This is a genomic window from Streptomyces flaveolus, assembly GCF_000716535.1.
GTDB classification, from domain to species: domain Bacteria; phylum Actinomycetota; class Actinomycetes; order Streptomycetales; family Streptomycetaceae; genus Streptomyces; species Streptomyces flaveolus_A.
This window is the reverse complement of sequence record NZ_JNWV01000018.1, coordinates 24,186-43,660: the sequence shown is the minus strand read 5'-3', so window position 1 is coordinate 43,660 and position 19,475 is coordinate 24,186. Positions and strand designations below refer to the sequence as shown.

The window sequence follows — 19,475 nt, the reverse complement described above, 5'->3', positions numbered from 1 at the left end:
TAGCTCCTGCCACTGACAGTCACCCTCCGGACCGTCACCCGCCGGCCGTCATCCTCCGAGCCGTCACCCCGCGAGCCGCTTGTAGTACAGCGTCGTCGGCCGCAACAGGCCCGCCGGGCTCGCCGCGTAGTCGGGGATGGTCCCGGCCCTGGTCCAGCCGGCCGAGCGGTACAGGTGCTCGGCGGGGCTGCCCGTCTCGGTGTCGAGATGGAGCAGGGTGCGGCCGTCGGCCACGGCCGCCTGTTCGGCGGTGGTGAGGAGCCTGCGGCCGAGACCCTGTCCGCGCGCGGAGCGGTGCACCATCAGCTTGACCAGCTCGGCGCGGTGCCGGCTGTTCGGTTTGTCGGGGTAGGCCAGGCCGACCGTGCCGGTCACACGGTCCGCCCGGTCCAGGGCCGCCCAGACGGCGAGCAGGCCCGCCGCCGCGGCCTCCGCCCGCTGCCGCCACCAGGCGACCGCCGCCGCGTGGCCGAGCGGAGCGAGGAAACCGACGGAGGCGCCCGAGGCCACGGTGTCGGTCAGCAGCGCAGCCAAGTCGTCGGCACGGTCGCACACTTGGGCGCCGTCCCAGCGCTCCACCCTCGTCGCCGCGTCCTCGCGAGGCCTCATGGCCGCACCACCGCCAGCACGTACCGCGCCTCCCCCGCCCCGGCACAGCGGAAGCGGGTCGCGCCGGTCACCCGCATCCGCAGGCAGTCCCCCGCGTCGAGCCGGTGGGCCTGGTCCCCGACGGTGACCTCCAGGGCTCCCTTAAGCAGCCACAGATGCTGTTCCAGGCCCGGCACGGGCGGGCGGTCGTAGGCGATGTCCGCGCCCGGGGTGAGCCGGCCCTCGACCAGCTCGCCGCGCAGTCCGGTGTGCGGCGGGGACACGGACCGGCGGGCGAAACCCGAGGCGCGGTCCTCCCACACCTGCTGGTCGGCGGCGCGGACCAGGGGCGCCGGTGCCGCCTCCACCTCTCTGAGGAGCTGGGACATGGTGCGGCCGTACACGTGGCAGAGCCGGTTCAGGAGGGCGGCGGTGGGGCTGGTCTCCGCGCGTTCGGCGCGGGACAGGGTGGACCGGCTGACTCCGCTGCGCTCCGCCAGTTCACCGAGGGACCAGCCGTGCTGGGCGCGCAGTTCGGCGAGCCGGGCGCCGATGAGGAGATCGACCGCGTCCTCGTTTCTCATGTCCGGGACGCTATCCCGGATATGGGACGGCGGTGTTACGGAATCCTCACGCCTGCGCCGCCTCGCCGAGTGCCTCCAGCACCGGGCGGATCAGCGGGTGCTCCTCGGCGCCCCGGCGGACCGCGGCGAAGACCCGGCGGGTCGGGGCGACGCCGTCGACGGGGCGGACGACCACGCCGGTGAGGTCCATGCCGCGCAGCGCGGAGCGCGGGACGAGCGCCACCCCCGCGTCGGCCGAGGCGAGGGCGACGACGGCCCGGAAGTCGTCGGAGGAGTGTTCCAGGCGGGGCTGGAAGCCGGCGCTCTCGCAGGCGAGGACGACCACGTCGTGGCAGGGGTTGCCGGGGTACGGCCCGATCCAGGGGTCCTTGGCCAGTTCGGCGAGGGGGACCTCGAGGGCGTCCGCCAGGCGGTGCCCGAGGGGTACGACGGCGTCGAACGGCTCGGCGTAGAGCGGGACGTGGGTCAGGCGGGGGTCGTCGGCGGGCGGCGCGCCCCGGTACTCGACGGCGACCGCGACGTCGACCTGCCGGTCCAGGACCATGGGCAGGCTGGCGTCGCCCTCCGCGTCCTGCACACGGATCCTTATGCCGGGCGCGTGGTGGGCGAGGCGGGCCACGGCCGGGGCCACGACCTGGGCGATGCCGGTCGCGAAGGCCGCCACGGTGACGGTGCCCGCCTCGCCCGAGCCGTAGGCGGCCAGCTCGGCCTCGGCCCGCTCCAGTTGGGCGAGGACCGCGTTGGTGTGGCTGAGCAGGATCTCGCCCGCCGGGGTGAGCCGTACGCCCTTGGCGCCGCGCTCGACCAGTCGGTGGCCGGTCTCCTGCTCCAGGGCGGTGAGCTGCTGGGAGACGGCGGAGGGGGTGAGGTAGAGCGCGGCGGCCGCCGCGGTGACCGTGCGGTGGTCGGCCACCGCACGGAGGATGTGGAGCCGCCGTGCCTCGATCATGCCCCCATTATCCCAGGGCGTCCGCCCTGGTCAGGCCGCCAGCTCGGCACGCGCCGCGACGAACGCGTCGACCGCGCGGTTGACGTCGTCCGTGGAGTGCGCGGCGGACAGCTGGACGCGGATGCGGGCCTGGCCCTGCGGGACGACCGGGTAGGAGAAGCCGATCACGTAGACCCCGCGCTCCAGCAGCAGTTCGGCCATGCGGGCCGCCTGCGCCGCGTCACCGATCATGACGGGGGCGATGGCGTGGTCGCCGGGGAGGACGTCGAAGCCCGCCTCGGTCATCCGGCTGCGGAACAGCTTGGTGTTCTCGGCGAGTCGCAGCCGCAGGTCGTCGGCGGACTCCAGCAGGTCGAGGACCTTCAGGGAGGCGGCGGCGATCACCGGGGCGAGCGTGTTGGAGAACAGGTAGGGGCGGGAGCGCTGGCGCAGCAGGGCGACGATCTCGGCGCGGGCGGCGACGTAGCCGCCGGAGGCGCCGCCGAGGGCCTTGCCGAGGGTGCCGGTGACGATGTCGACGCGGTCCATGACGCCGTGCAGCTCGGGGGTGCCGCGGCCGGTCGGGCCGACGAAGCCGACGGCGTGCGAGTCGTCGACCATGACCATCGCGTCGTAGCGGTCGGCGAGGTCGCAGATCTCGGCGAGGGGGGCGACGTAGCCGTCCATGGAGAACACGCCGTCGGTGACGATGAGGCGGCGCCGGGCGTCGGACGCCTCCTTGAGCTTGGCCTCCAGGTCCGCGAGGTCGCGGTTGGCGTAGCGGAAGCGGCGGGCCTTGGACAGGCGGATGCCGTCGATGATGGAGGCGTGGTTGAGGGCGTCGGAGATCACCGCGTCCTCCTCGCCGAGCAGGGTCTCGAAGACACCGCCGTTGGCGTCGAAGCAGGAGGAGTACAGGATCGTGTCCTCCTGGCCGAGGAACGCCGACAGCCGGGCCTCCAGCTCCTTGTGGACCTCCTGGGTGCCGCAGATGAAGCGGACGGAGGCCATGCCGTAGCCCCAGCGGTCCAGGGCGGCGTGGGCGGCGGCGATCACGTCGGGGTGGTCGGCGAGGCCGAGGTAGTTGTTGGCGCAGAAGTTGAGGACCTCGCCGGGGCGGCCGCCGGCGGTGACGTTCACGGTCGCGGACTGCGGGGTGCCGATGACCCGCTCGGGCTTGTGCAGGCCGGCGGCGCGGATCTCGTCGAGGGTGGCGCGCAGGTCGTCGCGGACGGTGTCGAACATGAGGGTGCTCCTGAATACCTGAAAGTGCTTGCGGGTGAAGGGGGTTACGCGGTCCAGTCCAGGATGACCTTGCCGCCCTTGCCGCTCGCGGCGTCGGCGAAGGCCGCCTCGAAGTCGCGGTAGTCGTACCGGCCGGTGATCACGGGGGCGAGGTCCAGGCCGCCCTCCAGGAGCACCGACATCGCGTACCAGGTCTCGAACATCTCGCGGCCGTAGATGCCCTTGATGGTGATCATCGAGGTGACGATCCGGGCCCAGTCCACCGGGAACTCCTGGGCGGGCAGGCCGAGCATGGCGATCCGGCCGCCGTGCGTCATGTTCGCGATCATGTCGCGCATGGCCTCGGGCCGGCCGGACATCTCCAGGCCGATGTCGAAGCCCTCGCGCAGTCCGAGCTCGCGCTGTCCGTCGGCGATGGTGGACTCGGCGACGTTCAGGGCGAGGCTCACCCCTATCTTGCGGGCGATCTCCAGGCGCTCCTCGCTGACGTCGGTGACGACGACGTTGCGGGCGCCCGCGTGCCGTGCCACGGCGGCGGCCATCAGGCCGATCGGGCCCGCGCCCGTGATCAGCACGTCCTCGCCGACCAGCGGGAAGGAGAGCGCGGTGTGCACGGCGTTGCCGAACGGGTCGAAGATCGCGGCGACGTCGAGGTCGACCGGGATGCGGTGCACCCAGACGTTGGACGCGGGCAGGGCGACGTACTCGGCGAACGCGCCGTCGCGGCCGACGCCGAGGCCGACGGTGGCGCGGCACAGGTGACGGCGGCCGGCCAGGCAGTTGCGGCACTTGCCGCACACCAGGTGGCCCTCTCCGCTCACCCGGTCGCCGATGCGGATGTCGGTCACGTCCCGCCCGGTCTCGACGACCTGCCCGACGAACTCGTGGCCGAGCACGAGCGGGGTGCGGATCGCCTGCTGGGCCCAGCCGTCCCAGGACCGGATGTGCAGATCGGTGCCGCAGATACCGGTCCGCATGACCTTGATCAGGACGTCACCGGGGCCGATGGCGGGCTCCGGGACGTCCGTCAGCCAGAGTCCCGGCTCCGCCTTCTCCTTGACCAGCGCCTTCAACGCTACGGCTCCTGTGGGTGAGGCCCGGCCCGCGGGCACGCCGAAGGAGCCCGCACCGGGTCAGAGGGGTGGAATCACCCTGCAATCTGCCCTACGTGGGGGCCGGGGTCCATCGAGCTTTTCTTAACCGGCGCCTCAGCTTTCCTACACACCTCTCGAAAACGCCCGTCACACCGCGCCGAAGCGGTGTCCTACGCGTCAGAGAGGCAGACCGTCCCCCGTACTCCGTTCGAGGCGTACGACGAGATCGGCGGCGAGCGCCTTGATGGTTTCCAGGCCGGGTCTGCCCCAGGCGCGGGGCGCCGTGTCGGCCGCGCACACAGTGCCGAGCGCCATGCCGGAGCTGTCGATGAGCGGGGCGCCGAGGTAGGAGCGGATGCCGTACCCGTCGACGACCGGATTGCACGCGAACCGTGGGTAGTCGCTGACGTCCTCCAGGACGAGTGCCTTGCGGCGGACCACCACATGGGGGCAGAAACCGTGGTCGCGTGGCAGCACCCGGCCGATCCCGGCCCTGGTGCCGTCGTCCCGCACGACCGGCGAGATGGCCGGGGCGCTCAGGCCCGCGAAGAACTGGTGGTCCTCGCCGATGAAGTTGACCATGGCGTAGAGCGCGCCGGTGAGCTGCGCGAGGTGGCCGGCGAAGGCGTCGAGCGCGGGGTCGGGCCGGTCCGCCAGGCCGAGCCGGCGCAACCGGTGGACACGGGCGGGGGCCTCCTTGTCCTCGGGGGTGAGCAGCAGACCCCGGACCGGCCGGGGCGGCTCGTAGCTCATGGCCTGGCTCCGTCGCTGTGGGCGTACCTCATATAGGGGCTCCGTGGGCGGTAGGGCGGGATCACATGTGGGCGCCGTGGCTGGGCGCGGTGGCCGGGGCGTGGGCGAGGAGGTGGCGGACGAGGACGAGCAGTGTCTGGACGCCGGAGCTGGAGATACGGGCGTCGCAGCGGACCACCGGGACCTCCGGGTCGAGGTCTATGGCGGCCCGCACTTCCTCGGGGTCGTAGCGGTGGGCGCCGTCGAACTCGTTGAGGGCGACGATGAAGGCGAGCCCGCGTTCCTCGAAGAAGTCCACGGCGGCGAAGCAGTCCTGCAGCCGCCGGGTGTCGGCGAGGATGACCGCGCCGAGCGCGCCCTCGGACAGCTCGTCCCACATGAACCAGAACCGCTCCTGCCCCGGCGTGCCGAACAGGTACAGCACATGGTGCGGATCGAGGGTGATCCGGCCGAAGTCCATGGCGACGGTGGTCTCCATCTTGTTCTCGACGCCGTCGAGACTGTCCGTGCCGACACTGACCGTGGTGAGCAGCTCCTCCGTGCTGAGCGGGGCGATCTCGCTGACCGCGCCCACGAAGGTGGTCTTGCCGACGCCGAACCCGCCCGCCACCAGGATCTTGAGCGCGGTCGGGAACGGGTCAGAGCTGTCGTCGTAGTCCATCGAGCACTGCCTCCAGCAGAGACCGGTCAGTGGGAGTGTGGTGGTAGACGGGCGGCTTGGTGGTCAGCGCGCCGCAGTCGACCAGGTCCGAGAGCAGCACCTTGGTGACCACGGCGGGCAGTTTCAGCTGGGCGGCGACCTCGGCGACCGAGACGGGCGCGCGGCACAGGTCGAGCGCCTGCGCGTGTTCGGGGCCGAGGTAGCCGAGCGGGGTGACGCCGGTGGCCATCACCTGCGACATCAGGTCGAGGGCGATGCTGGGTTCGGTGCGGCCGTTGCTGACCGTGAACGGCCGCACGAGCCGTCCGGCCGCGTCGTCCAGCCAGGGCCCGTCGCCGGCTGCGGCCACGCTCAGGGCCTCGTCGCCGTGGGTCCGACGGCGTGCTGCCGGGGCGCGGTGACCAGGTAGGGACGGACGCTCTTGACCAGCATCGCCATCTCGTAACCGAGCACCGCGGCGTCGGCCTCGCGGCCCGCCAGCACGGCGAGGCAGGTGCCGGAGCCGGCGGTGGTGACGAACAGCAGGGTCGCGTCGAGTTCGACGACGACCTGGCGGACGTCCCCGCCGTCGCCGAACCGGACCCCCGCGCTGCGGCCGAGGGAGTACAGCCCGGAGGCCAGGGCCGCCATGTGGTCGGCGCTGTCGGCGTCCAGGCCGTGCACGGACTTCACCAGTCCGTCGCTGGACAGGAGCACCGCGCTGGTGGTGTGCGGTACGCGCTGCACGAGGCCGCTCAGCAGCCAGTCGAGGTCGGATGCGTGGGCGGTCGGCGCATCGCTCGCCATGGTGGATCGACTCCTTGGGGTACGAAGACCAGCGGGAGCGCTGGGGGTGGGGGTGGGGGTACGACGTGCGGGTGCGGGTGCGGGGGCGGTCATCCGGCCGGGGCGCTCCCCTCGGACCGGCCTGTTCCGCGAACGCCGTCGGCTGCGGGCGCGTGGGCGTGCGCCTGGGGTATCGGGGCCGGGGGCAGGGTGTCCTGGGCGGAGTGGCGGGGGGTGGTGCGGTCCGAGGTGGTGGGGGGCTCGGCTGTGTGGCCTGCCGGCGTGTGGTCTGGGGACATGTGGCCTGTGGACGTGTGGCCCGGCCCCATGTGGTGCGCACCCGTGTAGCCCTGGGCCGCGTGGTCCGGCCCCATGTGGTCCGCACCCGTGTGGTCCGGCCCCATGTGCTTCTGGTCCGCGTGCTCCTGACCCGTGTGCTGTGACCCCATGTGGTCCGGGCCGCCGTGCTCGGGACGGGCGCGCGTCGGCTCGGCCGATCCCGGCTCGGACGCCGCCAGGTGCGCGCCTGCGCTGTGCCCGGCATCCATGTGGCCCGAACCCATGTGCCCGTACGCCGTGTTCTCGTACTCCGGCTCCCGGAACCCCGGCTCACGGAACCCAGGCGCCTGGAACCCAGGCTGTCGGAACTCGGCCCCCCGGGGCTCCGGCGCCCGGAACTCCGGCTCCTCATGCTCGGACTCCAGGCTCTGCTGGGCCTCCGCGAGTCCGATGCCGCGCTGGAAGGCGGCCATCAGTCCGGGGTCATGGCCGGCGACGGTGTCGCTCTCCTGGCGGGGCAGCGGGCCGCCGCGCAGCTGGGGCACGATGTGCTCCTGGGCACGCCGACGGGGCAGTTGGGGCTTGTCCATGGTGCCGCGGACCGGGCCGACGCGCGGGGTGGGCAGGACGCCCGTGTGCGCATCCACCGCCGCCCGGTCCCCGGCGCTGATGCCGGGCACGGCCTCGGCGGGTGTGGGCCGTGCCTCTTGGGCGCCGCGCACGGGAAGCGGGGCCGGGGCACCGCCGTCCCGGCCGCGCGTACCGCTCTCGGTCGCACGCCGTCCCGGTCCCCGCTGGGCGTGCCGTCGCCGGCCGGTGGCCGCGGTCTGCCCGCCGCCCGTCCCGGACTCGGCCGCATCACCGGCCCGGTCCCCGCTGCCCGGCCTGGAGCCGCGCCCGCCTCCGGCGGCACTCCCCGCTCCGGCACCGTTCCCGGCACCGGGCGCGGGTACGGGTGCCGCCACCGGCACCTCCTGCGACGCCCCGGCCTCCCCCGGCATCTGCGGCTGCGGCTGCGGTACGGCTGTCCCGGCGAGCTGCGGTACGGCTGTCCCGGCGTCCGTGCCCGGCACTCCCGGCGCGTTGCCCAGCAGGGCCTGCGGCACGACCAGGACGGCCTGCACCCCGCCGTAGATGTTGGTCTGCAGCCGCACGTGGATGCTGTGCCGCCGGGCGAGCTGGGAGACGACGTAGAGCCCGATACGGCCGTCGGCCAGCAGGCTGGCGACGTTGACCTGGTCGGGGTCGGCGAGCACGGCGTTCATCCGCTCCTGCTCGGCGACGGGCATGCCCAGCCCGCGGTCCTCGACCTCCACGGCGAGGCCGGAGGTGACGAGGTTGGCGCGGAGCAGCACCTGGGTGTGCGGGGCGGAGAACACCGTGGCGTTCTCGATGAGTTCGGCGAGCAGGTGGATGACGTCGGCGACGGCGTGGCCGCGCAGTTCGCCGTCGATGGGCGGCACCAGTCTGACCCGGGAGTACTGCTCGACCTCGGCGATGGCGGAGCGCAGCACCTCGGTCATGCTGACGGGGTTGCTCCACTGCCGGCGGGAGACCGCGCCGCCGAGCACGGCGAGGTTCTCGGCGTGCCGGCGGATGCGGGTGGCCAGGTGGTCGACGTGGAAGAGCCCCTTGAGCAGATCGGGGTCCTCGATCTCGTTCTCCAGGTCGTCCAGGATCGAGATCTCCCGGTGCACCAGGGACTGGAGCCGCCGCGCGAGGTTGACGAACACCTCCAGCTTCTGCTGGCTGCCGGTCTGGCTGGAGAGCTGGGCGGCCCGGACGACGGCGGTGACGGCGCCGTCGTACGCGCGCGCCAGATCGGCGGCGAGCAGTTCGAAGTCGTCGGCGTCGGCGGGCGGCCGGCGGCGCGGGCCGCGCTGCGGCGGCGTCTCGCCCTGCCGGAGCGCGTCGACCAGGGCGTGCAGGTCGGCCTCGCCGCGCGCGGCGGTGCGGCGCAGCGCGTCGACGCGGTCGGTGACCGAGCGGGCGGCGCGGTCGGCGGCCACGGCGGCGATCAGGATGCCGGCGACGGCCACGGTGACCGCCCCGGCGAGCACGGCCCACAGGAGGGGGCCGGTGCGTGCGCCGGTGGAACGGATGCTGAACAGCACCGCGGCGGTGGCGCTGAGCGCGACCGCGAGGGGCGGCAGGACGGCGAGCCGCATCAACTGGGGCCGTATGTACGTTTCGGGCAGTGCGGGAGCGGGTCGGGCGACCGGTCGCCCGTGCCGGCCGCCCTCGCGGCGATCGGCGCGGGCGGCCGGTGCTCGGAGGTGAGACATCTGCGTCCTCGTACTGGTCCGTCGGGCCTGTGTCCTCGTGCGGTGCGCGGTGCTGGCATGCGTCGATGCGGGCATGCGTCATCGCTGCCGGCCGGCGGACCGGTGCACCCGGCCGCGCGTCGCCCGGCGGACACTCACAGTAGTTGCCTGAGCATCATGTGCGGTGGGCAGTTGACAAAGTCACCCGAGCATCGTCCCGCTCTGGTATGAGGCGTCGTACGAAAGTCCGGTGACCGCCGCTCGGCACCGGACCGATCCGAGTCAGGAGCGATCCGACCTGGTCACAAGCGGTCAGGAACGGAACAGTCGACTGATCGCCCACACCACCGTCCCTCCTCCGTGCGGCGCACGCGCGCGCGGCAGGCGCTCCCCGCGCCGCCTCCGTGGCGCTCCCTCAGGGTTCCGCCGCGCAGCGGTGTCTGCCGAGGCATCATCACTCAACGTGTTCGCTTTGGCCTTGACCGGGACAGGGCCGGAGCGGAGACTGGTGTACGTAGTACGTGTGCTGCGTAGGTGTACGGTGGCCCGATCGGTCGGCCCGTAACCCGTTTCTTTCCCCCGGCACGGAGGGGAGGCTGTCCCATGGCCTTCCACGCGCTCCACGGGCCGCGCCCGGTCCGGACGCGCTTCTGGGCGGAAGCCGGTCTGGGAACCTTGTCCGGACTGCTCTTCCTCGTCACGCTGGTCTGGCCCACCTGGATCGAACTCGCCTTCGGCGCCGATCCGGACGCCGGGAGCGGCACGCTCGAATGGCTGATCGTGGCGATCACCGCGCTGGTCACCGTCCTGTGCGTGCTCGGCGCGCGCGTCGAATGGCGCCGCACCCACCCCGCTGCCGCGCATTCCGCGCGTTAGCGGCACCTGGCTGAGGCGAAAGGGAAGGAACCGCCATGCCTGAAGACCTCAGCGAACTCGTCCGGAAGGCCCCCCTGAGCTTTCTCGGTACGGTCGTCCGGCTCGGCGACTCGCGCGTGGCGAGCGTCCCGGCCGACGACCACACGGCCGTGGTCCGGGTCGCCGAGGTGCTGCACGCGCCCGACGCCTTGAAGCGGCTCGGCGGGAGCGAGGTCACCGTTCGGCTGTCGGACGACCTCGAACCGCCGGCCGTCGGCGACGCGGCGGCGTTCTTCGCCGACGGCGCGGTCTACGGCGAGGGCCTCGCCGTCCGGGAGGTCGGGCGCCTGCCCGCGGACGCCGTACAGCCGCACGTGGCCCGCGCGGCCAGGACCGCCGACGCCATGCCGTTCACGGCGGTGGAGCGCGACATCCAGGACGCGGACATGGTCGCGCACGCCGACGAGGCGGACGCGGTCGTCGTCGGGGTCGTCGTGGGCCTGCGGGAGGCGGACCCCGGGGCGGCGGCGGACGAGCGGGTCTCGGAGCACGCCCCGGAATGGTGGCTCGCGCGGATCGACGTGGGGCATGTGGAGCAAGGGCCGGTGGCCCCGGGTCAGCTCACGGTGCTCTTCCCCAACAGCCGGGACTTCCGCTGGTTCGACGCGCCGAAGCCACAGGCCGCGCAGCAGGGCATGTGGTTCCTGCACACCACCGAGGGCGCGCTGGCCGAACTGGCCCCCTTCCAGATCCTCCACCCGGACGACTACCAGCCGGTGCAGAGGCTCGAAACACTGCAGGCAGCACGGAGGTGACCGGGCATGCCCACGCTCAAAGTCGTCAACATCACCCCCGTCGCCCTGAGCGGGGACCGCACCCAGGACGCCGAACCCAGCCTCGCCGTCAACCCCCAGCACCCCGAGGAGATCGTGGCGACCGCGTTCACCCCCGACCCGATGGGCGGAGCGCTCGCCCCCGTCTACGTGTCGACCGACGGCGGGACCACCTGGGTGATGCGCAGCATCGTCCCGGGCGGCACCGCGGAGCTGGGCACGAGCGACATCTCGGTCAGCTTCGCGTCCGAGGGGGGCGCCCTGTACGCGGGCATCCTCAACGCCGAGGCGTCCCTGCAGGACATCCTCCGCATGCAGATCCTGCGCGCGCCCGGCATCTCCTCGACGGCGCCCATGGAGCTGCTCGTCAGCCGGGACCGGGTCGACCAGCCCTGGGTCGAGGCCGGGAGCGTCCAGGTGGACGGCGGCGTCCGCGACCGCGTCTACGTCTCCAACAACGACCTGGGACGCCGCCCCAAGTCCGCCGCCGTGGACGTGTCCGGCGACGCCCGCACGGCCCCGGCGCCCGCGGGCTTCCGGCGCAACACCGTCGAACAGCGTTCCCCGTCCGGGCAGGACGGGCCGCCCGTACGCACCGCGCTGCACCCGGACGGCACGGTGTACGCCACCTTCGAGAGCTGGACGAACGCGGCCTCCGCCGGCGGCGGCGTCGTGAACGTCACCTTCGACGTCGTCGTCACCCGTGACGACAACGGCGGTGCCGGCGCGAACGCCTTCCAGGACCTCAAGGACGCCGACGACTCGGCCATCGGCCAGCGGGTGGTGGCGCAGCGGTCCGAGCGGTTCAACGCGTTCATGGGCCAGGAGCGCCTCGGCGGCGACCTCTCGATCGCGGTGGATCCCACGGACGCGGCGAGCGTCTGGGTGGCCTGGTGCGACCGCGTCGGCACGCAGATGGGCTGCACGCTGCACGTGCGGCACTCGACCGACCACGGGCAGACCTGGTCGTCGGACGTGCGTACCGTCACGGACGCCAAGAATCCGGCCCTGGCCGTCACCACCGATTCCCTGCTCGGGCTCGTCTGCCAGCAGTTCAAGCAGGGCCAGTGGGTGACGGCGCTGGAGCTGACGTCCGACGACTGGCGGAACACGCCGGAGCGGCATGTGCTGCACCAGGCGCCGGCCACGGTGCCACCGGCGCGCTTCCTGCCGTACCTGGGCGACTACATCCGGCTGATCACCGTGGGCCGGGACCTCTACGGGGTGTTCTGCGGGAACAACACACCCGACCCGGCCAACTTTCCGGAGGGCGTGACCTATCAGCGCCACGCCGACTTCGTGCACCACCAGTTGCTCGACCTCGACAACGTGACACGGGTGCCGACGTCCATCGACCCGTTCTTCTTCCACTGGGCCGCGTAGACCCGTTCATCGAGTGGAGGCGTCCGCAGGAGCGGGCGCCTCCACCGATCCCTCCGACCCCAGGCCTTCGCCGGTCCCCTCAGGTGAGTGCCGTGAGGCAGAACCGGACGAGTCCGGCGTCGACGTCCAGGATGATCCGCTCCATCTCGGCCCACGGCGGGTGGAAGCCCCCGGCCGCGTCGCCCCACTCGGCGGTGAAGCCGAGGATCTTGCCCTTCCGCTCGTCGACGATGTGCCGGGAGTAGGCGTAGTCGTCGCTGGTTCCGCAGGTCGGGTACAGGTGGTAGCCGGACATCGGACGGTAGGCACGGCCGCGCACGCCGTGCAGGGCCGCGCAGAACTGTTCGGCGAGCACGACGGCGTCGTCGGCGTCGGGCTTCGGGAGGTATTCCGCGTAGGTGTCCGCGCCACGGCCGCGCCGATGGTCGTAGACGGCGTTGAGGAAGTTCTGGGACGGGTCGTGGGACTGGTTCTCGTCGTCGCCCCAGACGGTCAGCATGTCCTCGGAGTAGCTGTGCACGTCGACGAACCAGCGGGTGCGCGGGTAGGTGTCGAACAGCCAGCGGACGTTGCGGGTCTCGGGCTCGGAGAACGGCCGGGGGCCCTGGTACACGAGGTCGCCGGGGTCGGAGGAGACGCGCGGGGCCGCGGCGGGATCGAAGGCGGTGTCGAAGTCGAACAGGAAGTCGTAGTTGCGGTTGATGTCGACGCCGATGCGGTCGGGGTCGCCGCCCGACCGGGCCGGGTTGCGGTTCTTGCGCCACATCGGTTCGACGCTCTGGCTGTAGCGCCGGCCGTCCGGGTTGACCAGCGGGAAGACGACGAGGTCCAGTTCGCTCAGGATCGTGCGCACGTCGTCGGCGGTGAAAGCGGTGCCGCCGTAGGCGAGACCGGTGCCGGCGTCGTGCGCCTCCAGCAGGTCGGCGGCGAGGTTGACCAGGATCTCGCAGCTTCCCCACTCTCGGGCGTGCACGCCGCCGACGAGTACGGCGCAGTCGTTGGTCCCGGCGGGGACGGTGCCGATCCGCAGGGCGTGGCAGGCGCGGCCCTCGACCGAGGGCTCGGGCAGGTCGATCAGCTCGCTCGCGCCCGGGAAGGCGGTGGCCAGGCTGGTCACGGCGGACTCGACCTCGGTGATGTTCAGGTACGGCATGGTGTTCCTCCCCGCGCCCTAGACCTTGTCGGCCAGCCCGTGGGGCACGGCGTCGGCGGGGGCGAAGCGGTCGCCCCGGCCGACCTCGGCCTGGCGGTCCTGACCCTTGGCGGTGACGTCCTCGATCGCCGTGACGGACACGCCCTCGCGCCGGAGCGTCTCGGCCTGGTCGGGGGTCACATAGGCCTCGATGGAGCAGCTCCCGTCGTCGGCGCGGCGAGCGAGCCCGCCGACGTCGGGGTGGGTGTCGCGCAGGAGCGCGCGCAGGGTTTCGGCATCCCGGGCGGTGACACGCACGCGCAGGATGGGCTGGGGGGTGGTGGACATGACGGCTTCTTCCGCACGGGGGACACGCGGCGAACGGCGCCGGGTCGACAGCACACGCTCCGAGCGACGAAGGCTGAGCGATTTACTGCTGTCCTGGGCTGTATGCCCGATGTGTACGTCGTATCCTCAGGGTCCTCCGTGACCGTAGAAGGCGTCAAGAGGCGCCTCGGGCATGCGGCTGAGCAGGCTGTCGAGGCCGTTCGCCAGTTCGCGTTCGTCGTCGTAGTCGGCGAAGTGCGGGACCAGGGCGCGCAGCCGCGGATAGTCGGCGGCGGACAACCGGTGCAGACCGAGGCGCAGCACGGGGTCCGGTTCCTCGGGGTTGTCCACGGCCTGGCGTTTGTCGACGAGGAGACAGCCGAGGGTCCAGGAGACGAAGGTGCGGTAGATCGTCAGCGCGGTGGGGTCGTCGAATCCGGCGCGGGCGAGGACGGCGAACATGTGCTCGGTGAGCTGGAGCCACGGCTCGGGTCGCCGGGCGACGGGCACGGCGAGCGGGCGGACGGCCACCACCGGCAGCACTTCGGGATGGGCGTGCACCACGCCGGCGAAGGCCCGCGCGATACGGCGCAGTTCGGCCCGCCAGTGCGGTTCGGTGGCCGCGTCGGCGCGGGCCTGCTCGACAGAGGTCCGCAGCCGTTCGTTGACCTCGGCGAAGAAGGCCTCCACCAAGCCGTCCAGCAGCCCTTCCTTGCCGTCCGTGTACCGGTAGAGCGCCATCGGCTCCACGCCCAGGTCCGCCGCCAGGCGGCGCATGGTCAGGGCCGCCAGCCCTTCTCGGTCCACGAGGGCGACGGCCGCGGCGAGCACCACGGGGCGGCTCAGGCGCCGCCGCCTCTCCGGTTTGTCGCGCTCTGCCATGGCCGCACTCCGCGTACGCCGCGTACATCGTACATTTCATTCACAATCGTACGTTTTATCCGCGGAAGCGGGCCCACTCGGCACGGTCGGCCCAGTCGGGTCAGTCGGCTCAGACGCCGGTGCCGCGCGCGGGCGGCTCCGCGACGAACGCCCCGACCGAGCGCCAGGTGCGCCGCACGTCCCCCGACGCGCTCCGCCACCACGCCTCCGCGGGCAGCTTGCCGGCGGGTTCGAAGGGCTCGCCCGGCCGGGGCAGGGCCACCGCCTGGCCGGCCTCCTCGGCGACCTCCTTCGTCCACTCCCCCGGCTCGGCCCAGGGGTGCGGGGCGAGGTTGAAGGTGCCCCAGTGGATCGGCAGCAGGACGCCGTGCGGCGCGCCGCCCTGGAGGTCGAGGTGGGCGCGCAGGCCCTCCGCGGGGGTCATGTGGATGTCGGGCCAGAACTCGCTGTACGCCCCGATCTGGACCATCGTGGCGTCGAACGGGCCGTGCGCGGCGCCGATGTCCTTGAAGCCGTCGAAGTAGCCGGTGTCGCCGCTGTGGTAGATCCGGTGCTCCTCGCCGGCGACGGCCCAGGACGCCCAGAGGGTGTGCTGGGTGTTGCGCAGGCCCCGGCCGCAGAAGTGGCGGGCCGGGGTGGCGGTGAGGGTGAGGCCGCCGACCCGGGTGGACTCGTGCCAGTCCAGCTCGCGCAGCCGGTCGGGGGAGACGCCCCAGTGCTCGAGGTGGGCGCCCACGCCGAGCGGCACGGCGAACACGGTGTCCGTGCCCGCCAGCGCCTTGATGGAGGGCAGGTCCAGGTGGTCGTAGTGGTCGTGCGAGATCACGACGACGTCCACCGGGCCGAGCGCGGCCAGCGGCAGCGGCACCGGGTGCAGCCGCTTGGGCCCGGCGAAGGGGAACGGGGAGCAGCGCTCGCCCCAGACCGGGTCGAACAGGACCCGGTGGCCGTCGATCTCGGCGAGCACGCTGGAGTGGCCCATCCAGGTCAGCCGCAGTCCGGTGGCGGGCGGCTTGGCCAGGTCGGCGAAGGTCGTGGGATGCACCGGGACGGTGCCCTTGGGGGCGCGCAGCGGCCGGGTGTCCTTGTCCAGGAACACCTTTGCGAGGTCCAGCGAGGAGCCGGAGGGCCGGGTGCGTGCGGGGCCGCCGGGGTTCTGGAAGACGCCGTCCTTGAAGTGCGGCGAGCGGCGGATGCGCGCCATGCGCTCACCTCCCGGGTCCGCTCCGAACGCAGCGGGCCGCAGCGCGCGGAGCCCGGAGCTCGCGGAACGCAGACCGGTCACGGTACCTCCCGGTGGAGTGGGTGAAGCCCCCATTATGGTCGGCCCCGCCGGCGGCCCGGCCACGGAGGGGTGCGTCCGCCCGCCGCTGACGAACCGTTCAGCGCGTTGACAGGGTCCGGACCGGCTCCGGATACTGACTCGCCGTTCAGGTGATCACCTCATCGCTCCCCCGAGGAAGCCCCATGACCACCCCCATGGCCACCCCCGTGACCACCCCTCTGCTGTCGCTCGTGTGGATCGATCACGTCACCGGCCGCCAGGGCTTCCTGGTCGTGGACCGGCTGGTGCGGGGCGTGGCGAGCGGCGGGCTGCGGATGCGGCCCGGCTGCACGCTGGAGGAGGTGACGGGGCTCGCCCGCGGCATGACGATGAAGGAGGCCCTGCACTACGACCCCGAGGGCCGCTACGTCCCGCTGGGCGGTGCCAAGGGCGGCATCGACTGCGATCCCCGGGACCCGGAGGCGTACGGGCTCCTCGTCCGGTACCTGCGCGCCATGCGGCCGTACGTCGAGAGCTGCTGGACCACCGGCGAGGATCTGGGCCTCACCCAGGACCTGGTGGACCGCGCGGCGGCCGAGGCGGGCCTGGTCTCCTCGGTCCAGGCGGTGTATCCGCTGCTGGACGACGAGGCGACGGCCCGCGCGCGGCTCGCGGACGCCTTCGCGGTGGAGGTGGACGGCATCGGCCTGGACGAGCTGGCGGGCGGCTGCGGGGTCGCCGAGTCGGTGCTGACGGCCCTGGACCGGGCGGCGGTGCCGTATCCGGGCACCCGGGTCGCCGTGCAGGGTCTCGGCACGATGGGCGGGGCCACCGCGCGCTTCCTCGCCCGCGCGGGCCTGACGGTCGTGGCCGTCGCCGACATCAAGGGCACGATCGCCAACCCGGCGGGGCTGGACGTCGAGACGCTGCTGGCGGCGCGGGACGGCTACGGCACCGTGGACCGCGGCGCGTTGCGCCCCGGCGACCGCGAACTGCCCGGCGACGCCTGGCTGTCCGCGGAGGCGGAGGTGCTGGTGCCGGCCGCCGTGTCGTACGCCGTCGACGGTGCGAACCAGGGGCGGGTCCGGGCGCGTTGGATCGTCGAAGCCGCCAACATGCCCGTCGTGCCCGAGGCGGAGGCGCTGCTGACCGCGCGCGGGGTGACGGTGCTGCCGGACGTGGTGGTCAACTCCGCGACGAACGCCTGGTGGTGGTGGACCCTGTTCGGTGACATCGGCGCGGACGCCGACGAGGCGTTCGGGCACATCCGGCGCTCGATGCGCGCCCTGGTCGGCCGGATGCTGGACCGTGCGGAGGCCGACGGGACGACCCCGCGCGTGGCCGCGCACGCCCTGGTGGCCGACCGGTTGCCGGAGATCGCGGAACGGTTCGGGTGGTACCGGTGACGGGCCTGCCGCGCGACGGCTTCGGCGGCGTCGGGGTCAACGACTAGGGTGACCGCGTGGCGAGAGTGCGGTTGAGCGTGGCCGAGCGGCGGGAGGAACTGCTGCGGGCGGCCATCGAGCAGATCGAGGCGCGGGGCGTGGCGGCGGTCAGGATCGCCGACGTGGCCGCGGCCCTCGGTGTGAGCAACGCGCTGGTGCTGTACCACTTCTCCACGAAGGAGAAGCTGGTCGCCGCCGCGTTCACGTACGCGGCCGAGGACGACCTCGCGCGCCTGCGCAAGCTGCTGGGCCGGCGGACCACCGCGCTGCGCCGGCTGCGGGCGGCGGTGCGCTGGTACGCGCCGACCGGGCAGGCCAAGGGCTGGCGGCTGTGGATCGAGGGCTGGGCCGTGTCCCTGCGCGAACCCGCCCTGCGGAAGGTCACCCGGGAGCTGGACGAGCAGTGGAAGGCGGCGATCGCGGGCGTCATCGCCGAGGGCGTCGCGGCCGGTGAGTTCGCGTGCGCGGACCCGACCGGCACGGCACTGCGGCTGACCGCGCTGCTGGACGGGCTGGCGGTGCAGCTCACGTCGTACCCGGGCGCGGTGCCCCGGTCCCGGGCACAGGAGTGGGTGGACGACGCTCTCGCCCGTGAACTGAGCCTGGAGCGCGAGGCGTTGACCGGCAGGCGGGGCTGACGCGCCGCCCCTCACGGCTGCAAGGACGTAGGCACCTCGCAGAGCTCCGCCCCCTGCCGGACCACCGCCGTCGATGGCGTCCTCGTCTCGAAGGCGGACCGGTCGGACCCGCCGGCGCTCTCCATGTCCGCAGTAGCTGGTCGCATCCGTCGACCCGCCCGTCACCGGGCAGTTCCTCCAGGTCGGGCCCGAGCGGCCGGTCCTCGGCTTCGGTCTCGTCCTGGAGCCGTCCACCGTCGCCGAACCGCTGCTGCGGGCAGGCCCCGGGGACACCCCGCGCGCCGGCGCAGGCACGCCGTCCGGGATCGCCGTCAGCGACGCCGAGGCCGCTGTCGGCCAGGCCGAGCCGGCGCACCGTCGCCCCCGGTCGCTCATGATCAGGCGCCCCAGGATCTCCCGCTTGACCAGCGGTGCCACCGCGGCCCGAGCCGCATCTCCCGGGCCGTGCCCTGGATCCGCGAGCACTGAGAGCTGCACGACGGGGGCTGGACCACGCAGGAGGTGCGTCCGTCTCCGGAGCGGCGAGGGCCCGCGCCGGTGGTGCCGGCGCGGGCCGTGGCGGGGTGGTGGGGCGGCCGGATCGACCGGTCGGCCGCGTCAGGCCACCGAGGCGATCCGCATCTTGATGTCGTCCGGTGACAGCGCGCCCTTGGCGGTCACGTGGTCGCCCGAGGACTCGCCGCGCAGCCGGCGGCCGATCCAGGGGACGAGGTACTCCCGGGCCCACTGGACGTCGTCGCGGCGGATCTCCAGCGTGCCCCGGGGCGGCAGCGGCGGCCACGGCTGCTCCGGGTCGGCCGGGACGTCCAGGCCGAGGACCTGTCCCGCGCGCAGCGCCACGCGCGTGTGCCCCTCGGGCGAGAGGTGCAGCCGGTCGCTGTCCCAGGCCCTGCGGTCCTGCACGGACTTGAGGGACCACAGGTCGAGGACGGGGCAGCCGTACCGGTCGGCGATGGCACGGACATGGCCGTTGTAGGTGGCGATCTTGCCGCGGAGGTGCTTCAGGAGGGGGACGCCGCGGGTGTCGAACCCGGTCGTCACCATCACCGTGCCGGCGGCCTCCGTCAGCCGGGCCACGGCGCGTTCGAAGCGTTCGGCCACCTCGTCGGGGTCGGTGCCGGGACGGATGATGTCGTTGCCGCCCGCGCAGAAGGAGATCAGGTCCGGGGCCATCTCGACGGCCTGCGGCACCTGGTCGGCCACGATCTGGTCCAGCAGCTTTCCGCGCACCGCGAGGTTGGTGTACTGGAAGTCGCCCTCGGGACGCCGGTCGGCGAGGAGCACCGCGAACCGGTCGGCCCAGCCCACGAACGCCCCGTCGGGGCCGGGGTCGCCGACGCCCTCGGTGAAGCTGTCCCCCACCGCCACGTACGACCCGATCACTGATCTGCTGTCATTCTTCGAATCGTCTGCCACGTCGGACCATGATTCACCTTCGGATGTGACCTACGCGACCGTAAGCAGGGCTTGACGAATGGTGAGATGAGCCACTCTTAAATAGTTTGCAAAGCCAGGAATAGAAGCTGCACGGTACACCGAAGGCCGGACCCGGGGA

At 72.9% G+C, this 19,475-nt stretch carries 20 protein-coding genes and 1 pseudogene; 6 read left to right on the top strand and 15 right to left on the bottom strand.

Annotated elements, in window-relative coordinates; genetic code table 11:
- Positions 1–63: 63 nt before the first annotated feature.
- The 10 genes from OO52_RS20185 to OO52_RS20140 all read right to left on the bottom strand — a co-directional run bounded on the left by OO52_RS20185 (position 64) and on the right by OO52_RS20140 (position 9,182).
- Positions 64–609, bottom strand: a complete 546-nt coding sequence (locus tag OO52_RS20185) for a GNAT family N-acetyltransferase (protein ID WP_234337849.1) — start codon at positions 607–609, stop codon at positions 64–66.
- Complete coding sequence (locus tag OO52_RS20180; protein WP_030646852.1) at positions 606–1,172, bottom strand: helix-turn-helix domain-containing protein; 567 nt, start codon at positions 1,170–1,172, stop codon at positions 606–608. The genes OO52_RS20185 and OO52_RS20180 overlap by 4 nt, the downstream gene beginning before the upstream one ends.
- 46 nt (positions 1,173–1,218) lie before the next feature.
- Positions 1,219–2,121, bottom strand: a complete 903-nt coding sequence (locus OO52_RS20175) for a LysR family transcriptional regulator (RefSeq protein ID WP_030646850.1) — start codon at positions 2,119–2,121, stop codon at positions 1,219–1,221.
- Between the two features lie 30 nt (positions 2,122–2,151).
- The gene (locus tag OO52_RS20170; RefSeq protein ID WP_030646849.1) at positions 2,152–3,345 is read right to left on the bottom strand and encodes a glycine C-acetyltransferase; all 1,194 of its coding nucleotides are present in this window, start codon (positions 3,343–3,345) and stop codon (positions 2,152–2,154) included.
- Positions 3,346–3,389: 44 nt separating this feature from the next.
- On the bottom strand, positions 3,390–4,418 hold the full coding sequence (tdh, locus tag OO52_RS20165) for an L-threonine 3-dehydrogenase (protein WP_030646848.1): 1,029 nt from the start codon (positions 4,416–4,418) through the stop codon (positions 3,390–3,392).
- Between the two features lie 198 nt (positions 4,419–4,616).
- On the bottom strand, positions 4,617–5,192 hold the full coding sequence (locus OO52_RS20160) for a GAF domain-containing protein (RefSeq protein ID WP_030646847.1): 576 nt from the start codon (positions 5,190–5,192) through the stop codon (positions 4,617–4,619).
- Between the two features lie 61 nt (positions 5,193–5,253).
- Positions 5,254–5,853 carry a GTP-binding protein gene (locus OO52_RS20155; protein WP_030646846.1) on the bottom strand — a complete coding sequence of 200 codons (600 nt, stop codon included), beginning with the start codon at positions 5,851–5,853 and terminating at the stop codon, positions 5,254–5,256.
- On the bottom strand, positions 5,831–6,202 hold the full coding sequence (locus OO52_RS20150; protein WP_030646844.1) for a DUF742 domain-containing protein: 372 nt from the start codon (positions 6,200–6,202) through the stop codon (positions 5,831–5,833). Before OO52_RS20150 ends, OO52_RS20155 begins: the two co-directional genes overlap by 23 nt.
- Positions 6,203–6,204: 2 nt before the next feature.
- On the bottom strand, positions 6,205–6,639 hold the full coding sequence (locus OO52_RS20145; RefSeq protein WP_030646842.1) for a roadblock/LC7 domain-containing protein: 435 nt from the start codon (positions 6,637–6,639) through the stop codon (positions 6,205–6,207).
- Positions 6,640–6,728: 89 nt separating this feature from the next.
- On the bottom strand, positions 6,729–9,182 hold the full coding sequence (locus tag OO52_RS20140) for a sensor histidine kinase (protein WP_432422517.1): 2,454 nt from the start codon (positions 9,180–9,182) through the stop codon (positions 6,729–6,731).
- Positions 9,183–9,764: 582 nt separating this feature from the next.
- Here OO52_RS20140 and OO52_RS20135 point away from each other — a divergent pair.
- From OO52_RS20135 to OO52_RS20125, 3 genes are read left to right on the top strand one after another with little or no spacing between them, the layout of a single operon-like run.
- Complete coding sequence (locus OO52_RS20135) at positions 9,765–10,037, top strand: ABC transporter permease (RefSeq protein ID WP_030646838.1); 273 nt, start codon at positions 9,765–9,767, stop codon at positions 10,035–10,037.
- A 35-nt stretch (positions 10,038–10,072) separates the two neighbouring features.
- Positions 10,073–10,831: a hypothetical protein gene (locus OO52_RS20130; RefSeq protein ID WP_030646836.1), complete on the top strand. Its 759-nt coding sequence runs from the start codon at positions 10,073–10,075 to the stop codon at positions 10,829–10,831.
- Between the two features lie 6 nt (positions 10,832–10,837).
- Positions 10,838–12,232: a hypothetical protein gene (locus tag OO52_RS20125; protein ID WP_030646833.1), complete on the top strand. Its 1,395-nt coding sequence runs from the start codon at positions 10,838–10,840 to the stop codon at positions 12,230–12,232.
- Between the two features lie 79 nt (positions 12,233–12,311).
- Here OO52_RS20125 and OO52_RS20120 read toward each other — a convergent pair whose 3' ends face one another.
- The 4 genes from OO52_RS20120 to OO52_RS20105 form a co-directional block, all read right to left on the bottom strand.
- A complete protein-coding gene (locus OO52_RS20120; protein ID WP_030646831.1) occupies positions 12,312–13,385 on the bottom strand; it encodes a M14 family metallopeptidase in 1,074 nt (357 codons plus the stop codon).
- An 18-nt stretch (positions 13,386–13,403) separates the two neighbouring features.
- Positions 13,404–13,712, bottom strand: a complete 309-nt coding sequence (locus OO52_RS20115) for a hypothetical protein (protein WP_030646830.1) — start codon at positions 13,710–13,712, stop codon at positions 13,404–13,406.
- 126 nt (positions 13,713–13,838) lie between these two features.
- Positions 13,839–14,573 (bottom strand): TetR/AcrR family transcriptional regulator, encoded by a 735-nt coding sequence (locus OO52_RS20110; RefSeq protein ID WP_030992737.1) that lies wholly within the window; start codon positions 14,571–14,573, stop codon positions 13,839–13,841.
- Positions 14,574–14,682: 109 nt separating this feature from the next.
- Positions 14,683–15,891 (bottom strand): MBL fold metallo-hydrolase, encoded by a 1,209-nt coding sequence (locus OO52_RS20105; RefSeq protein ID WP_420711399.1) that lies wholly within the window; start codon positions 15,889–15,891, stop codon positions 14,683–14,685.
- 173 nt (positions 15,892–16,064) lie between these two features.
- Here OO52_RS20105 and OO52_RS20100 point away from each other — a divergent pair, with 173 nt between their 5' ends.
- The 3 genes and pseudogenes from OO52_RS20100 to OO52_RS54615 form a co-directional block, all read left to right on the top strand.
- Positions 16,065–17,243: a Glu/Leu/Phe/Val dehydrogenase dimerization domain-containing protein gene (locus OO52_RS20100; protein ID WP_030646825.1), complete on the top strand. Its 1,179-nt coding sequence runs from the start codon at positions 16,065–16,067 to the stop codon at positions 17,241–17,243.
- 56 nt (positions 17,244–17,299) lie between these two features.
- The gene (locus OO52_RS20095; RefSeq protein WP_106972026.1) at positions 17,300–17,920 is read left to right on the top strand and encodes a TetR/AcrR family transcriptional regulator; all 621 of its coding nucleotides are present in this window, start codon (positions 17,300–17,302) and stop codon (positions 17,918–17,920) included.
- 136 nt (positions 17,921–18,056) lie between these two features.
- A pseudogene (locus OO52_RS54615) lies at positions 18,057–18,200 on the top strand (AraC family transcriptional regulator N-terminal domain-containing protein); the annotation flags it as partial.
- Positions 18,201–18,517: 317 nt separating this feature from the next.
- Here OO52_RS54615 and OO52_RS20090 read toward each other — a convergent pair.
- Positions 18,518–19,303 (bottom strand): SGNH/GDSL hydrolase family protein, encoded by a 786-nt coding sequence (locus OO52_RS20090; protein WP_030646820.1) that lies wholly within the window; start codon positions 19,301–19,303, stop codon positions 18,518–18,520.
- Positions 19,304–19,475 lie beyond the last annotated feature (172 nt).

Coding starts and splice junctions, on each gene's coding strand:
- OO52_RS20120 (WP_030646831.1), bottom strand. CDS start 13,385: ATGCCGTACCTGAACATCACCGAGGTCGAGTCCGCCGTGACCAGCCTG.
- OO52_RS20140 (WP_432422517.1), bottom strand. CDS start 9,182: ATGTCTCACCTCCGAGCACCGGCCGCCCGCGCCGATCGCCGCGAGGGC.
- OO52_RS20115 (WP_030646830.1), bottom strand. CDS start 13,712: ATGTCCACCACCCCCCAGCCCATCCTGCGCGTGCGTGTCACCGCCCGG.
- OO52_RS20135 (WP_030646838.1), top strand. CDS start 9,765: ATGGCCTTCCACGCGCTCCACGGGCCGCGCCCGGTCCGGACGCGCTTC.
- OO52_RS20160 (WP_030646847.1), bottom strand. CDS start 5,192: ATGAGCTACGAGCCGCCCCGGCCGGTCCGGGGTCTGCTGCTCACCCCC.
- OO52_RS20125 (WP_030646833.1), top strand. CDS start 10,838: ATGCCCACGCTCAAAGTCGTCAACATCACCCCCGTCGCCCTGAGCGGG.
- OO52_RS20185 (WP_234337849.1), bottom strand. CDS start 609: ATGAGGCCTCGCGAGGACGCGGCGACGAGGGTGGAGCGCTGGGACGGC.
- OO52_RS20170 (WP_030646849.1), bottom strand. CDS start 3,345: ATGTTCGACACCGTCCGCGACGACCTGCGCGCCACCCTCGACGAGATC.
- OO52_RS20180 (WP_030646852.1), bottom strand. CDS start 1,172: ATGAGAAACGAGGACGCGGTCGATCTCCTCATCGGCGCCCGGCTCGCC.
- OO52_RS20145 (WP_030646842.1), bottom strand. CDS start 6,639: ATGGCGAGCGATGCGCCGACCGCCCACGCATCCGACCTCGACTGGCTG.
- OO52_RS20110 (WP_030992737.1), bottom strand. CDS start 14,573: ATGGCAGAGCGCGACAAACCGGAGAGGCGGCGGCGCCTGAGCCGCCCC.
- OO52_RS20130 (WP_030646836.1), top strand. CDS start 10,073: ATGCCTGAAGACCTCAGCGAACTCGTCCGGAAGGCCCCCCTGAGCTTT.
- OO52_RS20155 (WP_030646846.1), bottom strand. CDS start 5,853: ATGGACTACGACGACAGCTCTGACCCGTTCCCGACCGCGCTCAAGATC.
- OO52_RS20105 (WP_420711399.1), bottom strand. CDS start 15,891: ATGGGGGCTTCACCCACTCCACCGGGAGGTACCGTGACCGGTCTGCGT.
- OO52_RS20175 (WP_030646850.1), bottom strand. CDS start 2,121: ATGATCGAGGCACGGCGGCTCCACATCCTCCGTGCGGTGGCCGACCAC.